The sequence below is a fragment of the Streptomyces sp. CWNU-52B genome, from assembly GCF_047444975.1.
Taxonomy (GTDB): Bacteria; Actinomycetota; Actinomycetes; order Streptomycetales; family Streptomycetaceae; genus Streptomyces.
Map to the genome: position 1 here is coordinate 1 of NZ_JBLFJV010000036.1, position 15182 is coordinate 15182.

General features: G+C 61.3%; 12 protein-coding genes and 1 tRNA gene. 7 read left to right on the plus strand and 6 right to left on the minus strand.

The features are described from left to right. Positions 1-768: XRE family transcriptional regulator (locus tag ACLVWQ_RS28540; protein WP_414112080.1), on the plus strand; the 768-nt coding region annotated here is incomplete at its 5' end. Here the strand turns inward: ACLVWQ_RS28540 and ACLVWQ_RS28545 are convergent. Together ACLVWQ_RS28545 and ACLVWQ_RS28550 are read right to left on the minus strand one after the other, a co-directional pair. Beyond that, complete coding sequence (locus ACLVWQ_RS28545) at positions 752-1546, minus strand: NUDIX domain-containing protein (RefSeq protein WP_414112091.1); 795 nt, start codon at positions 1544-1546, stop codon at positions 752-754. The two genes, ACLVWQ_RS28540 and ACLVWQ_RS28545, sit on opposite strands and share 17 nt — an antisense overlap. A 492-nt stretch (positions 1547-2038) precedes the next feature. Then, positions 2039-2881, minus strand: coding sequence for a hypothetical protein (locus tag ACLVWQ_RS28550; RefSeq protein WP_414112081.1), 843 nt, complete (start codon positions 2879-2881; stop codon positions 2039-2041). Positions 2882-3165: 284 nt separating this feature from the next. Between ACLVWQ_RS28550 and ACLVWQ_RS28555 the strand changes: the two genes are divergently transcribed. Next, positions 3166-4203, plus strand: a complete 1038-nt coding sequence (locus tag ACLVWQ_RS28555; RefSeq protein ID WP_414112082.1) for an FRG domain-containing protein — start codon at positions 3166-3168, stop codon at positions 4201-4203. A 446-nt stretch (positions 4204-4649) separates the two neighbouring features. Then, positions 4650-6248, plus strand: a complete 1599-nt coding sequence (locus ACLVWQ_RS28560; RefSeq protein ID WP_414112083.1) for a restriction endonuclease — start codon at positions 4650-4652, stop codon at positions 6246-6248. Between the two features lie 228 nt (positions 6249-6476). On the opposite strand, the gene ACLVWQ_RS28565 is transcribed toward ACLVWQ_RS28560, so the two are convergent. Further along, a complete protein-coding gene (locus ACLVWQ_RS28565) occupies positions 6477-7508 on the minus strand; it encodes a hypothetical protein (protein ID WP_414112084.1) in 1032 nt (343 codons plus the stop codon). Between the two features lie 377 nt (positions 7509-7885). On the opposite strand from ACLVWQ_RS28565, the gene ACLVWQ_RS28570 reads away from it, so the two are divergent. Then, complete coding sequence (locus ACLVWQ_RS28570; RefSeq protein WP_414112085.1) at positions 7886-8581, plus strand: DUF4145 domain-containing protein; 696 nt, start codon at positions 7886-7888, stop codon at positions 8579-8581. A 458-nt stretch (positions 8582-9039) separates the two neighbouring features. Here the strand turns inward: ACLVWQ_RS28570 and ACLVWQ_RS28575 are convergent, their stop codons facing one another. Next, the gene (locus ACLVWQ_RS28575; protein ID WP_414112086.1) at positions 9040-9306 is read right to left on the minus strand and encodes a DUF6959 family protein; all 267 of its coding nucleotides are present in this window, start codon (positions 9304-9306) and stop codon (positions 9040-9042) included. Between the two features lie 304 nt (positions 9307-9610). Here ACLVWQ_RS28575 and ACLVWQ_RS28580 point away from each other — a divergent pair, with 304 nt between their 5' ends. The 3 genes from ACLVWQ_RS28580 to ACLVWQ_RS28590 all read left to right on the plus strand — a co-directional run bounded on the left by ACLVWQ_RS28580 (position 9611) and on the right by ACLVWQ_RS28590 (position 12259). Next, the gene (locus ACLVWQ_RS28580) at positions 9611-9982 is read left to right on the plus strand and encodes a GIY-YIG nuclease family protein (RefSeq protein WP_414112087.1); all 372 of its coding nucleotides are present in this window, start codon (positions 9611-9613) and stop codon (positions 9980-9982) included. A gap of 346 nt (positions 9983-10328) precedes the next feature. Next, on the plus strand, positions 10329-11951 hold the full coding sequence (locus ACLVWQ_RS28585; RefSeq protein ID WP_414112088.1) for a TIGR04141 family sporadically distributed protein: 1623 nt from the start codon (positions 10329-10331) through the stop codon (positions 11949-11951). A 233-nt stretch (positions 11952-12184) separates the two neighbouring features. Next, a tRNA-Arg gene (locus ACLVWQ_RS28590) sits at positions 12185-12259 on the plus strand. Positions 12260-12545: 286 nt separating this feature from the next. Here the strand turns inward: ACLVWQ_RS28590 and ACLVWQ_RS28595 are convergent. Further along, a complete protein-coding gene (locus ACLVWQ_RS28595) occupies positions 12546-14717 on the minus strand; it encodes a tetratricopeptide repeat protein (RefSeq protein WP_414112089.1) in 2172 nt (723 codons plus the stop codon). A 175-nt stretch (positions 14718-14892) separates the two neighbouring features. After that, on the minus strand, positions 14893-15182 hold a 290-nt coding region (locus ACLVWQ_RS28600), incomplete at its 5' end, for a hypothetical protein (protein WP_414112090.1).

Sequence of the window (15182 nt, forward strand, 5' to 3'; positions counted from 1 at the left end):
CCTGACACTCGCTGCATAACAACACGAACAGGTGTCCACTCCGCGGGGACAAGGCCCGACGCCCTCACGTTCGCCGTACTGCCCGAGACGCGACGCCCGGTAGCCGTGGCGTTAGCCGGAGCGGCGACCTTGGCGGCATGGCAGGCGCTCGACGTCGGAGCGGTCGAACGAGCCTGGCGGCACTACGAGTTGGGCAAGCGGGCCGCCCAGGAGGCAGACGAGCCGATGTATCTGGCTCACGCGACCGCGGAGCAGGCATACGTACTCTGCGATGCGGGCCGGGCTCCGATGGCTGTCGAGTTGGTACGGGACGCGCAGCGACTCGGCGGCAAGGCCATGTCCCCGCGGCTCAGGGCATGGCTGTACGCGGCCGAAGCCGAGATCTGCGCAAGAGCAGGGCTCCAGGATGAGTGCCGTCGCGCACTCGACAACGCGATGAAGTGCCTACCGTCTGGCGAGGAAGCCCGCGATCCCGACATGCTGAGCATCTTCCTCAACGGCGGTCACCTGGCCAGGTGGCGAGGCAACGCACTGGCCCTGATAGGCGACGAAGAAGCGGTAGGCAGCCTGTACACCGCCTTGGAAGCGACCGATCCAACGTTCATCCGGGCATCAGCAGGACTGCGCTGTGATCTCGCGCAGGCGCACGTGGCCCGCGGCGAGTACGACCAGGCGCACGAGCACCTGCGCCAAGCCCGCTTGGTGGCAAGCCGTACGGGGTCCGTGCGCCACCGCCGCCGAATCGAACAGCTCACTCAGCGGCTGTAGGCGAAGCGCCGGCGCCCCGGGAAGCGAGCACGTGCAGCAGGGCAACGAGGGTTCCTGACCCCATGAGTTCACCGCGAGCCATCAGGCCAGGGATGTCGGCGAGGGGAACCCAGGCGATGTGCCCGGCTTCCTCCAGGTCGGTCGGTTCGCCGACGAGCTTCGCGCCCTGGCCCACAAAGATCTCGTGCGGGGAGTCGACCATGCCAACCATCGGCTGATACGAGACCACATGCTCAAGCCCGTCGGGCCGCCAGCCGGTCTCTTCCTCGACCTCACGCAGAGCCGCCTGCAAGGAGCTCTCCCCCTCGTCCACGATCCCTCCAGGGAGCTCCCAGCCGAAGGACTGAGGGACGAAGCGGTACCGCCACACCATCAGGACACGGTCCTGATCGTCGATAACGGCAGCGATGGCCACGTGATGCAGCCGTACGACGTGATGTTCAAAGCGCTCGACGCCGGGCGGCTCGACATCGACGAGACCGAGCTTCACCCAACGGTTGTCGTACAACGTCCGCTCGCCATGGATCTGCCAGGGCTCGACGTCCGTCGGTGTCTCCGTGGTCACGGACCGATCGGGTACGCGGTACGAACTACGGCCGTGCACTTCGACGGCGCCCTCAGCGACCAGCTTCGCCAGCACCTGACGAAGGGCGGTGCGACCGATCTCTAGTTCCTCGGACAGGGTGCGCTCAGAGGGGAGCTTGGCGCCGGGTTGGTACTTGCCTGCCGTGATCCACTCGCGAATCGTGCGGTAGACCCGCTCAGACTTCGGTCCCATCCCGTGAGCACGCTCCTTGTCGTCGCAACGTCCTGACGTCATCAGGCGCAGCAAGCGTAGCCCTGTACCTACTCACGTGAGTAGGTTGCCCGACGCCGATGATCAAAGACGCTCAGAGTGCGCGGTAGAACTTTCCCTACTTCATCAAGGCGGCTCGCTCCGCTCCCCGCGCGCGGCACGGCCCCCGGCCGGGCCTGCGCTCCTGTCTCCGCCCCGCTCCAGCCCGGCCAGCGCCCGTGCCGCGCTCAAAGCATGCAGCCGCCTGATGTCAGAGATGGGGTACGTCGTGGCTGGGGCGGTCGGCTCCACGGCTTTACGGAGCCACTTTGGCGCGAGCCTCGAAGATCATGGCCCCAACGTCGTGCTTTACCGGGCAGGTCCACAGACTGCCCGACGCGCCGGAAGCTTACGAGGGCCATGATCACTCGCGCCAAAGCAGCGCCACCCCAAACCCGCTCCGCCGACCTCCTAAATCCCCCGAGAGGGGGTATTTCACATAACAGGAGGTGGATATTTCACGTTGAGCGCCCCTTCAAATCCCGGAGGAGACTCCATAAGCGGCGATTTTCCGGTTATCGAGAGAACTCTGTTCAAGATGGTCAGCACGTACACCCTGATAGCTGCATCAAGAGTCTCGATATAGTCGAGGCTGAGAAGGATTCGCTGGCCCGGAATGAGTCGTAGGTTAGGGCATGCTTCACAGAGCCGTCGGTCCGCAATCCCGCTCCGATGAGCAAGAGCATTACGGATCTGCTGGGCCTCGTAAAGGAGGTCTCTGACTCGTCGATCAACTTCTCCAGCAAGGCGGCTCTGCGGCTCCCCGCTGATCTCAATTGAATTAAGCAAATCCTCGAAAACTGCTATACCGGACCGCAGGCCGACCTTCTTTTCCCTCTGTATCTCAGTCACCAGGTATCTCAACCTGTCAGACTCCGAAAACCCCATGAAGTCAGAAAGGGAAATTTTGATCTTCTTTAGGCTTGCACTTCGAAGTGATTCTGGAAAGTTCTCCAGGCAAAATACACAAAAATCTTCAACGAATGCTTCAAGCACCCCCCACATTCCCATCAACGCCTGCCCGTGCAGCAGTGGAAAGCCTCGCTCTTTCTCACGCTTAGCGAACTGCGCTCGCTTTGCGGCCTCAGCTTTCTGCTCGGCCGTAGGCTTACTCCCCATTGGCGCGAAATCATCCTGCAGCACCAGCTCCATGAGCTCAACGTGCTCTATCGAAAAGTGTGCCCCCCAGTGGGCCAGCGATACCACGCTAAGGGAGTCGTCGAGATGCTCTGTAAACCGATAAAGGAGTTGAAGCAGCTTGGTGCCATCGATTTCCACAACAGCGAGTCTAAGGTATCTATGGTCTGAGAGGTACTCATTTTCAACGACGCAAGTCAGCCTTCCCTCGCACGAGTGTCCACCGAGGCCCTCCTCGGGTCACGGAAGGGCGCTCAATCGTGACCAATGTTGACAGGTAGTGACAGTTCGATAACAGGCTACAACATTGCTCGATAAGACTGCCGCAGGTCAGGGCCCCCAAGATCAGTTGTGGATGTTGTGATGGCAAGCGACCAGACCGGGGCGAGGTCGGCCACACCGCTAGGAGGTCTAATATCTCTGACATGACGACCCCTTCCGAGACTGTATCCGGGGCAGCAAATGCTGTTCTTCCGAGCCTAACGATGAGGTTTCGCGGTACTGCGCAGACTGTAGCGGATCAGTACTTCTCGGAACGAGAATTGAACGACCGCATCGGACTGCAGTCAGCCGACCAACTATGGGATTGGCTGAATAATGGAGCTGCAGGCACAATCAAAGGGTCTACCACGCCATTGCCATCATATGAGGATCGCGAGAAACTAATCTTCTATAGAGGCCAGCCGAATGCCAGCTATGCGCTCTCGTCAAGTCTCTACCGACTCTGCTATCAGGCACAGGGTCAGCGTGTCAATGAAGGAATGATGCATGCTGCGGAGCAAGCCATTCTCGACGAGATGAAAAAGCAAGGTCTTGGTCGGTTGATGAAAGATGGCGAGCTCCTGTCAGTTCTACAACATCACGGTATCCCGACTCGACTCATCGACGTTTCTGAACGTCCTCATGAAGCCTTGTTCTTCGCGGTAGACCGCGATGACGACACGGACGGGCGGTTATTTCTTATTCATCTAAAGAACGATCCAGCGGATCAACATGTTATTGATCTGTCAGAGAAAGATAAACTTGCATGGGAAGATGCGAGGCGCGGGGAGACGCGAGCAAAGGGAGACTGGACCACACGAGTAGCCGTGGACAAGGGGCACGTCTTGGACCCTCGAATGCGCGCCCAGCGCGGAAGATTTCTACTCGGCGGGCTTATTGCTAGTTACCCAAAGATGACAATGAATCGCCCAGCTGGAAAGACGCTCCCCGCAAGTGAGCGCACCAATGTGACCACCCTCAGCATTGACTTCCCACTACGCGCTACTCAACTTAGCAAGAACTGGCCTGCCACCGGATGGACCATTCGGATTCCGGCCCAATGGAAGCGCGACTTGAGGAGTCTTCTAGCTGAAACAACACCTCCTATTACTACCGATTCCATGTACCCGCCAGTCAGCGAAGTCAGGCGGCTCGCAGTCAGAATGGCAGAACAGGCCCTCCAAACCTCCAAGTCGAAGTAGCGTTGAATCTCTTTCGAAGGACGCACCACAAGCGCACCAGAAGAGGCGGGAAACAACGGGGAATCACGGTGAAACGAGAGCCACCAGCGCAGTCGCAACCCACCTTTTCACGCAGGTCAGCGACCGAGTCGGCCATGAGCGATCGCAGCTTCCCAAGCTGATGGCTTATGCATCGTGCTCACGGGCTGGCTGCCCTGGGTCCTCTGGTCGACGACATTACGACAGCGTGGTTGAGGCCCGTGTGGGTGCAGCGAGACACACGCGCACCTATTTAGTCGGCAAACCCGCCATCGTGACTGACTGTCGTCGGTTGAGGTGCAGACGATCTGAGTCCACAGTGCACCAAGTGGGCGGGCTGAGGGTGGCATTTCCGCATTGCGTGATTCTGCGATGGGGACGGAGAATGCAGCCCTGTGGCGGAGTAGGGCCAGGGGAGGGGTGGACAGGTGGCACAACGGGGCGGCCGAGGCAGCGACTACCAGAGGCAGCAGCAGGCGTTACGACGTGCTCAAGAGCAACAGGCACGGCAAGCTGAGCGGGAACGCAAGGCTGCTGAAGCAGCCAGCAAGCGGCAGGAACGCGAGCGGAAGGTCGCGTATCAGGAGCAGCAAGCCGAGCAGGCGCAGGTGCGCACGATCGGGGTTGAGCACGAGGTGGAGCAGCTGGGGCAGTTGCTCCGGGATGCGTTGGTGGGTGACCCGCCGACGACTTTTGAGCGCCGGCGGAAGACCCATACGCCCAAAGTTCTGGATGAGCGTCGCTGGTCCCGATCGGAGCCTTCCCCGCGGTGGGAGGAGTTCGCACCGCCGGAGCCTGGTGGCTTGTCTGCTGTCCTGGGCCTTGGCAGGAAACGCTATGAGGCCGAGGTTGCCCAGGCGCGTGTGAGGTTCGGTGAGGCACAAGAACGCCACGGCCGATCGGAAGAGAAGCGGCTGGCGACACTGGAGCGGAAGCGTGCCGAGCACCGCCAAGCCGAAGAACAGGCTGCTGACGAAGTGGCGGCCTTCAATAGGAAGTTGGACGAGGAGCGCGAGGCATACCGGGCCGGGGAGCCCGCTGCGGTCGAGGCGCATCTAGGTGCCGTTCTGGATGCGTCGAAGTATCCGATGGGGTTCCCGCACGAGCATCGGATCGCCTTCCGGCCTGCCACAGGTGACGTGCTCGTTGAGATCCACTTGCCTCCGGAGGCGATCGTTCCTGCCGCGCGGGGCTATCGGTATGCGAAGAATCGAGACGAGACGACCGTGCTGCCTCGTCCGGAGAAGGAGCGCAAAGAGATCTACGCTTCCGTCCTGGCGCAAGTCGCTCTGAGGACAGTCCACGAGGTCCTGACGAGCGATCCGGACCGAGTCGTTAACGGCGTGATCCTGAACGGCCATGTGAAGACCGTCGACCGGGCCACCGGCCAGGAAGTCTCACCCTGCCTGGTGACGCTCAGTGCCAGTAGGGAGCAGTTCGGGAAGCTCCGTCTCAGTCAGGTCGACCCGGCACAGTGCCTGCGTGGACTCAACGCGTTGGTTTCTCCCAACCCTTATGACCTCGAACCAATCCGTCCCATCGTCGAGTTTGATCTGACGAAGTATCGACTGATGGACAGCATGGATGTAGTGGCCGGCCTGGACAGCAGGCCCGTGCTGGTGAAGCTGACACCCACCGAGTTCGAGCACCTCATCCGCCAACTGTTCGAGGCGATCGGCATGGAAGCTTGGAACACCCAGGCGTCCAAAGACGAGGGCGTTGATGCGGTGGCTGTCAGCAAGGACCCCGTCTTCAACGGTGAATGCATCATTCAGGCAAAGCGCTACAGCAAGCTCGTGGGCGTGGAGTCCGTCCAGGCGCTCGCCGGAGTGGTCGAGCACAAGCGTGCCGCCAAGGGGGTCCTGATCACCACATCATGGTTCGGCAGGGCCAGCCACGACTTTGCCCGCCAACATGGTCGGCTCCAGCTCATCGAAGGGCCGGAACTCAAGTACCTGATCAAGGAACACCTTGGTAAAGACGTGATCCCAGGCCCGGTCCCCCCGAAGAGGCGACCTTCGCGCTGAAGCCAGCGGACCGCCCACTCAGACTGAAAAGCTGGGCCGTCCGTGGGCCGTCCGACGCCGCTCGACAGTGGCCAATGACGACCAACAACGACCACCAGGCGCACGATCCCACCGCCCCCGAGCAGCAAAAAAAACTAGCTAACCAAGATCCCCGACAAGACCCAGTGCAAGAAGACAGGCCACGACTCGTTCAATTGCGCCTCAGCCCCAAAAGCCCGCTCCGCCAATCTATGAAGAATAGCGCCGACTTTCCTCACGGAATTGTCGGGCGAGTGCGTCTCCCGCCAAACCCCAATCCTTATCTTCGTAAATCACGTGAGGAATATTTTTCAAGTCGACGCCCCACCGTTCTTCGGCTGCCGCAACGGTGCTCACCAGTCGACCAGTCACCATTTCAGGCACCTCAGTAAGGAGCGGTCCCGCAAGATGCAAACTTTCCTTTGCGAAGTTCAGGGCGGATGGTGCGTAACGCATATCCAGCAAGCGCATCAGGTGTAAGAGCTCGGCCGAAATATTTTCCGAACTGACTTCGCAACGGAGGACGCCGCAGAAATCTAGAAATACACGTCCTTTTAGAGTAACGCCCGCCAAAGTAGCGCCGCCCCCGAACTGCCTAAGGAAACCGCACCCTGAGAGCCTAATAAGGCGTTCCCTGATCGCACCTGGGGACACCTCCAATTTTTCCGCCAAGTCACGAACCCTAGAGTACTCCTCAGTGGCTGTCGAAATGAAGAATAAAAGGGCAATATGGAGGCCCACTAAACCACTCGTGCGCACAAAGAATCTCACGTCTTCAGCAGTGAGATTACCGAAAACGATGTTCATTAGGATATCTCGGCTGATCTGCTCCGTAAGGAGGTCGGTCACGAGATGACACTGGGACTCATCGTCAGCATCAAAATCCTCCGGGACCCAGAACACGCGAAGGCGATGCGGTCGAGCTAGATTACTGCCAGACCTGAAGTCGTGAAGAGCTTCTGAGAGAAGTCTGCGAGTCTTGATTGTATCTCTTGCTACATACGCGCAAATATCGGCTTCGGCATCCAGCAACATGGTGCGAACATCTTTGTCAACACCAGCCGTATGATTCCAAAGAGTTTGCCCTACAAGGGGCCTTGACCAGTCTCGGCGAAGTTCGCAAGCAAAGTCGAACTTGCGACGCTCAGCCTCAACATATGCGTAGAGGTTAGTGCGCGAGAGACGCCCTAAGACTTCTGTTGTGCACTGAGATAAAAACTGGTGCTCCGCTGATTCCGCCACCTCAGCATGGTAGCTGTGGCCACGCCGCAGGAGAGGCCGAATGAAGCAACAACGCGGGTATCGCCGAGTCAGGCAGTCTGCCGCTGGCGAGCCTCAAGAGGATGCGCAAGGGTGTGGGCCCGAGAGGTTGCACCACAACCGCACCAGATAGGGCGGAGAATACCGGGGACTCACGGTGAAAGCGGCCTAGCCCTCGGAGGTAGCGGTCCAGCCGTTCGCGCAGGTCAAAGACCGAACCACCCCCAAATGCCCGCAGCTTCCCAAGCTGAGCGCTCCTGAGTTGTCGGCACGGGCCCGCGCTGCGGCCTGCTCTGGTCCGCGAGCACAACGGTCACAAATCTTATGCCCATCGGGGCGTTGCCCACTAGTCTCCGACTATGGCGAGCACGACATGCGGATGGTGCGGACGGCTGGCTCACATGACACCGGTAGGCAGTGCCGAAGTGGTCCCCGATCAGGACAGCCGTCTCAACGTGGGATTCGAAGCCTATCGATGTGCGAACTGCCGCCGGCTGGTGCTCGCCTACGGGTGGACAGACTTCAAGCGTACGAATGATTGGGACGACGCACCTTCTGATCTCTGGGACCATCCTCAGGCCCAGCAGCCACGGTGGCTTCCCCCGACGAAGTCCAACAGGACGTTCCCAGATGTCCCCGCAGCGATCGAGTCGCTCGCGGTTGAGGCGCACGACTGTCTGAGCATCAAGGCTGACCGAGCTGCCGTGGCACTTGCCCGTGCAGTGGTCGAGGCGTCCGCGAAGGAAAAGGGTGTCACCAGAGGGAGCTTGATCGCGAAGATCGATGAGCTCCACCAACTAGGCCTGCTACGTGGGCACATCAAGGAAGCAGCACACGAAGTGCGCTTCGGCGGCAACGAGGTAGCCCATGGCGATCTCACCCCCGTTGATCACGAGGCGGCCGAAGAAATCTTGACACTCATGGATGAGGTGCTGAACGACCTGTTTGAGTCCCCGGCTCGCGTGGCCCGTGCCCGTCAGCGGCGCATAGAGCGGTCCCAAGCAGGCCCTGCGTCGGTGAATACCACCGCGTCAGAAGGACAGCCCAGTACCTGAGCTCCTAACGCAGCACTCAAAATAAGGCTCTGCGGACCGTCGCAGCCGCTCAGTGGTACATCCTCGTCGCGAAGAGGCCGCGTGCCACAAGCGTGCCAGATGCAGGGATCAGCCACGGGCAACACCGGTGCCTCATGGGCGAGTACTCGTCCGATTCCTGCCTCGGCGAAGACGGGAGTGCACTGCGTCCTCTTCTGAGTAGGGTCAGGGCATCGAGCGCCCCGGCTACGGGACGCAGAGATGAGCGCATGGCGCGTCGTGCTGGCCAGTCGGCGAGAGTTTGGAACGGCATTGGACCGTGAGCGAGCTCTTCGAAGCATGGCGCCGCGCCTGATCGCCCGGCGCACCTCAAGTCGCGTACAGCAGAGAAGTAGCGCAACCACAGCAACCAGTCCCCGTCTAAGAGGACCCGCCCATGCTCCTCAATTACCGATCTGCCCCTCACTGACCGATCCGGATCAGAAGGGGTGTCGCTCTCCATGGGCGTCGAGAGCATCGGTGTAGCGCTGTAGCTTCGCCCCGAGTTCGTCTTGGAGGAGGCTTGCCACTTGGCGGGCCTCCTCCAGATCGCCGGCCGCGCAGAGTTCGACGAGTTCGGCCACGTCGGCGGAGAGGATCCTGAGGGTGTCGCCGTGGACCAGGACTCCAGGAAAGCGACGGCCAGGCAGACGCACCACAGCGTCGTTGCCGGTATCGGTGAACAGCTCGGCTTCCACTCGTTCCATCAGGTCCCCGTCTCATTCAGCTTGGTTCCGGGCCGTTCGCAGCGCCCAAGCTGAGTGACGCAGCCGGAGACGCTCTGTCAGCGTCGACCAGTAGCCTGCGACGATCAACCGTGGCATGTCTGGAGGCTTCGTGGAGGCTACCGCTCTCGTCAGTCCTATTCGGTTGTGGTCTGCACCAGAGATCTTGGAGCGTCCGAGTCCTGTGCCGGGATCGGCAGGGGTCTATGGGTGGCACTTCAAGCAGCCGCCACACCCGGATCTGGAGGCTGGGCGCCTGCTCTACATCGGGATAGCCCCGCGGTACATGGCGAACCGGACCAGCACGCAGAACCTGCGCAAGCGGGTGCGCTACCACTACAGGGGCAACGCGGCTGGCTCGACGCTGAGGCTCACCCTCGGATGCCTGCTCGGACTTGAGCTGCGCCGCGTGGGCAGTGGCAAGCGGATGACTTTCGGCAAGGCCGGCGAAGCCACCCTGACTCAATGGATGGCGGACAACGCGCGGGTCTGCTGGATCGAGCGGAGCGAACCGTGGGACCTGGAGTCGCAGCTCATCTCTCAGCTCGACCTCCCGCTAAACCTCGATCAGAACCGCCACAACCCGTTTCATACTCGCTTGAAGGAGTTCCGGGCCCAAGCACGTCAGCAGGCAAGGGAGTTGCCCATCAGCTCATAGGCCGCCGAAGCGGTGGCCGGGCCGTTGTCTGGGCCGTCCCTGGGCCGTTCGACGCCGCTCGGCAGTGGCCAATGACGACCACCGACGACCGCTAGGCTCACGAGCCCATCGCCCCCGACCAGCAAAAACCCAGCTCACCAAGATCCCTGGCAAGACCCAGGGCAATAGGACAGATCCTGACTCGCCCCGTAAGACTCATCTGACACGAACGCAACCGACCAGGGAGATGGCTCGAACGTTTATTCTCATTTCTTCCGGACCTAACTTCACGGCACACGGACCCCTACCGCAAAAGTGCGAGGCATGAGACTATCGGCGGTCCAGAAGGTGGGCGCGAGGGGGGCCAATGCGCGTTTCGATCTATCTTTTCCGGGTCGAAGCCAATTCTTTTGAAGGACTACTGCGAGACTTTCCGGAAGAATCACGTGCACCACAGAAGCGTGGCTTGAGGGACGGAGTCGACCTTGACTGTGAGATTTGGGTCCTCCCTGCGGAGCCTCGGGAACCTAAATGGGCCACCATGCTTTCTAAGCTCACCACCGTAAGTGACCTCAAGAACTCCAACAACTCGGTCGCCGTCCTATTCAAGGTATACGACCGATACTTCGCAGTTTGTTTCGGGTATGCACATGCGATGCTCAATCACGAATTGATTGAACCAGAGTTCGGGCTACGAGTAACCGCAAATATGGCAGACCCGTTCAAGGTTGCAGCGATCCAGGTTAGAACTCTTAGCGAGAACTCGCGGCAACAGAGGAGCCAAACGGCCAGTCGAACAAGGGTTGCAGAATTCGATGTGGAGGTGGAACGAGAGTGGCTTAGGTACCTCAAAGCAGATGTCAGCGATGGAGTTAGCTGGGCCTCAGGAGTTGCCGGGTCCCAATCACTATCATTGACAACAAAGATGGAACTTAGCCAATTCCCTACACTACTTTCACACCTGCTGGACCAATTCACCTCTGAAGCCTATAAGGAGAAGTTCCCATACATTGACAACTTCGTCCCAATTTCCGTCGGCGATCCAATCATTGACAAATTGTGGTCTGCCCTGAGGGACGCAATCGTGGCACCGCAAGGGAAGAAGCTGGGAGTAGCCTGCCCGGACGACCTTCTAGGGGCCGAGGTTGGCTACTGGAAGATCTTCGGAGACCGTAAGCGAAACCGTGAGCCTATCGAGGAACTAGATCTCGAAAGCGTACTGACGCAGATCCCAATCAATGACCTTGAGGAGAAGCTGCCGAAGCTGAAGATAATTCCCATTGACGACTCCGACAATCCCATCCGAACTAAGAGGTCACTCACAGAGTACTTCGTTTTCGAGCAGAATATCGATGACGATACCTATGCCCTTTGCCTGGGGCAGTGGTTCAAAATCGCTTCGGACTACGTACAGGAGATAAATGCCGAGGTAGCCAAAATCGAGGACGTAACCAAAGAAATCAAACTTCCGGACTGGCTCCCAGACGGTGACGGGAAATACGGAGACGAGGGGGACTACAACGAAACAGTCTCCACTTCGCGCGGATACATACCCCTAGACGCCAAAAACTTTCTGATTGGAGGGCCACATCAGAAGATCGAAATATGCGACTTCATAACCTCCGACCTGGACTTCGTTTGCGTTAAGCGCATGGAGGGTTCTCCAACCCTTTCCCACCTATTCAGTCAGGCTGCAGTTTCCGCAGACCTTTATGCAGCCAACGCAGTTGGGCAAGGAAAGCATGCGGTCGGTTACGCCGACTACATCAAGGGGCTGATTTCCTCGAAGTGGGGCAACGACGGATCGGAAGTAGATCGGAACAAGAGGATGGTGCTCGCTATCGCCACCGAAAAGGCAGGCAAGATTGGCGACGCGCTCTATTTCTTCAGCAAAGTCAATCTCGTGCAGCGAGCTTCCGACCTGCGAAAATCTGGCTTCAAAGTCGCCCTGGCAAAAATTCACAGGCCCGAGCACCCATCAGGCGATTAGTGCCTCACGTGCCGGCCGTGGTGGCTTGCTCTGATTGCCGACACGGGCAGCGTGACGCAGGCCGGTGAGGGTACAACGAGGCACACGCTCGCTTGTTCGGTCGGCGCGCCCACCGTCGTGGCTGACTGTCGGCGGCTGAGGTTCATGCCACAGCTGTGCCAGATACAGGGGTCTGCCACGGTCAACACCGGCGCCCAGGAGTCGAGTAGCCGCTCGCTTCTTCGGCCAGCAAAGCCGCAGTTCAGGTACGAGATCACCCAGCCTCTCTCCTAAAGCGGGTGTCGCAGGTTCGAATCCTGCCGTAGGCACTTAGGGTGAAGTGCCTAGAAACCCCGCCACCAGCGCATTAGCTAAATGCAGGGTCTTCGCGTATGTGCAGGCGGAAACCGCCAGAAGCAGCTTCATGACAGTGATCGAGTCAGCCGACGCCCCGGCCATCAGGCAGCGGCCGACCTGATACATGGTCCTGCCGGTCTCACGGTTAACACAAAGCTGACCGGTCTCTCAGTTGGCAACGGGCGCAGCTGAGGGTACGGCGCAGATGATCCCCGTGTACTTCGCGATGTCGATCGGAAGGCTAGCCACGCCGGGTTGCTATCCGTCGCGGTAGTCGTCCGTAAGCAAAGTCAGATTGCGCAGAGCACGCGCAGTGATCTGAGTGCTGGTGTGGTCGCTGCCCAGCACCCGCTCCCGTGCTTGGAGGACCTCGCGGAAGAGGCGTTCGGCCTCAGCCGTATCCCCCCGCTCGGCCACCACCCAGGCAATGTCATGCCGGGTGTTTAGGGTGTTGGGGTGGTCGCTGCCCAGCACCCGCTCCCGTGCTTGGAGGACCTCGCGGTAGAGGCGTTCGGCCTCGGCCGTATCCCCCCGTCTGGCCACCACCCAGGCAATGTCATGCCGGGTGTTTAGGGTGTTGGGGTGGTCGCTGCCCAGCACCCGCTCCCGTGCTTGGAGGACCTCGCGGAAGAGGCGTTCGGCCTCAGCCGTATCCCCCCGCTCGGCCACCACCCGAGCGATGTCATACCGGGTGGTCAGGGTATCGGGGTGGTCGCTGCCTAACACCCGCTCCCGTACTTGGAGAACCCCGCGGTGAAGGCGTTCGGACTCGGCCGTATCCCCCCGTCTAGCCACCATCCGGGCGATCTCGTGCCGAGTCGAAAGGGTGTTGGGGTGGTCGCTGCCCAGCACCCGCTCCCGTACTTGGAGGACCTCGCGGAAGAGGCGTTCGGCCTCAGCCGTATCCCCCCGCTCGGCCACCACCCGAGCAATATCATGCCGGGTAGTCAGGGTATCGGGGTGGTCGCTGCCCCGCACCCGCTCCTGTACCTGGAGAACCTCGCGGAAGAGGGGTTCGGCCTCGGCGACGTCGCCGAGGAACCGATGGGCCGCTGCCTGCCAGTACCGCAGATCGATAGCTGCGATGTGATCCTGGTCCAGGCGTTGCGTGTGACGTTCGCCAGCCTTGGCGAGCTCCAGAGCTGCAGGGTACGAGCCAGCCCAGGTCAGCGCGGCCACCGCGTTCCTTGACGAGGTGGCGAGCGTCGCAAGCGAGGAATGCTCCAGGAACGGCGACGCGTAGGTCAGGAACTCCTCCAGGTGCGGCAGCCACGCGGTCCACACCGGCCAGTCCTGGGGCCGCCCCATGTCCAACTCGTCGGTCGCGACCGCCAGCAGCTCCACGGCTACTGCAGCCGCCACACCCGCTGCGTCGCTGACCTTTAGGCGGTGGCGTGTGGTCTCGGCGACCAACGGATGCACCATCACCCCGCCCCCCGCTGCCTGTCCAGCCGGTGTCTCACCGGGAGCGAGACGGTTCTCGATCAGCCCGGCCGACAGCAACGCCTCCAGCCCCACCCCCACACCCGCAACGCCCTGCTCCCCGCACACCCGGCCGAGCACCTGGTGATCCAACCCGGCCACCGGGATCGGCACCGCACCGGCGAACCACACGAGCACCCCCAGCAACCCGCGCGCCTGCTCAAATCCGGCATCCGCCAGCTGGTCCAGCGACAACTCCCACGTGCTGGTCACCACCTCACGATCATCCAAGCCGCCAGAGGCCAGCAACGCCGGAAAGCCGGTCCCCAACGCCCGCAGGTAGCCAGTGAAGGTGCGTTCCTGGGAGAACGGGGAACTCAGCTGCGACCCCGCATGGTGCAACGCCAACGCCAGCCCACCCAACCGGAACGACAACCCCTCGGCCTCCGCAGGTGTACCAGCCTCGGGTGCAAGGTCCAGCAGCACACTCGCACCATCCGCTTCCGGCAGCCACCCCACCCGATGCACCTCCGCTCCCCGGCCCCAATGCCGCGGATCAGCGTCGCGGGTGGTCACCATCACCAACCCCGCCCTCGTGGACCGCACCCACCCGTTGCCGTCCCTCACCGGCCGGCCCGCCACCGCCAACGCCCGCACATCATCGGCATTGTCGATTACCAGCACCCAACCCGGATCAGTCTCCAGCACCGGCCACACCACATCACACGGATCCACCCGCCCCGCCCGCGCCCTCTCCACCTGCGCGGCATCCGCCCCCAACGCCTGCGCCAACCCCAACAACGCTGACGTCAACGACGACGCATCCACCCCCGGCACCCACCACACCCGCCGGCCCAGCCCCAAAGCCACCTCAACGACCCGCAACGCCACCGTCGACTTGCCCGTACCTCCCAGACCCGCCAGCACCTGCGCCCGCCCATTCGGCTCCCGGACCAGCGCCTCCAACCGGGCCAGCAACAAATCACGGCCCCGCACCTGCTCAGGCAACCTGCCCAGCGGAGCCCACAACAACCCCCGACCCCCCAAGCGCGCCCCTCCCGGCCCAGGCGCATTGAAGTTGACGGTCAAGTCCCGGGCGGCGGTGTAGGCATCCCGGCCCGCATCAGACCGCTTCCCTGCACCGGGCACCGCTGCACCTTCCCCGTGGGGCGACATCACGCTCTCACTCCGAGGCTGGATCGGTCTCCGGCCGCTGCTGCACCGTCATATCCCGGCCCGCCGTATAGGCGTCCCGACCCGCATGAATGTTCTGCACCACCCCCGCAGCAGGCCCGTACTCCTGCGCCCACCCCACCACCTCGGCCGCGAACCCCTCATCCCGCTCGGCATACCACGCCAACGCCGCCGCCAACTCCCGCACCCGCCACGCATCACCCGGATCCGCCACCGCCCGATCCAACGCATCCACCGACCGGACATCACCACCAAACACCCCCCGCACCCGCTCCCGGA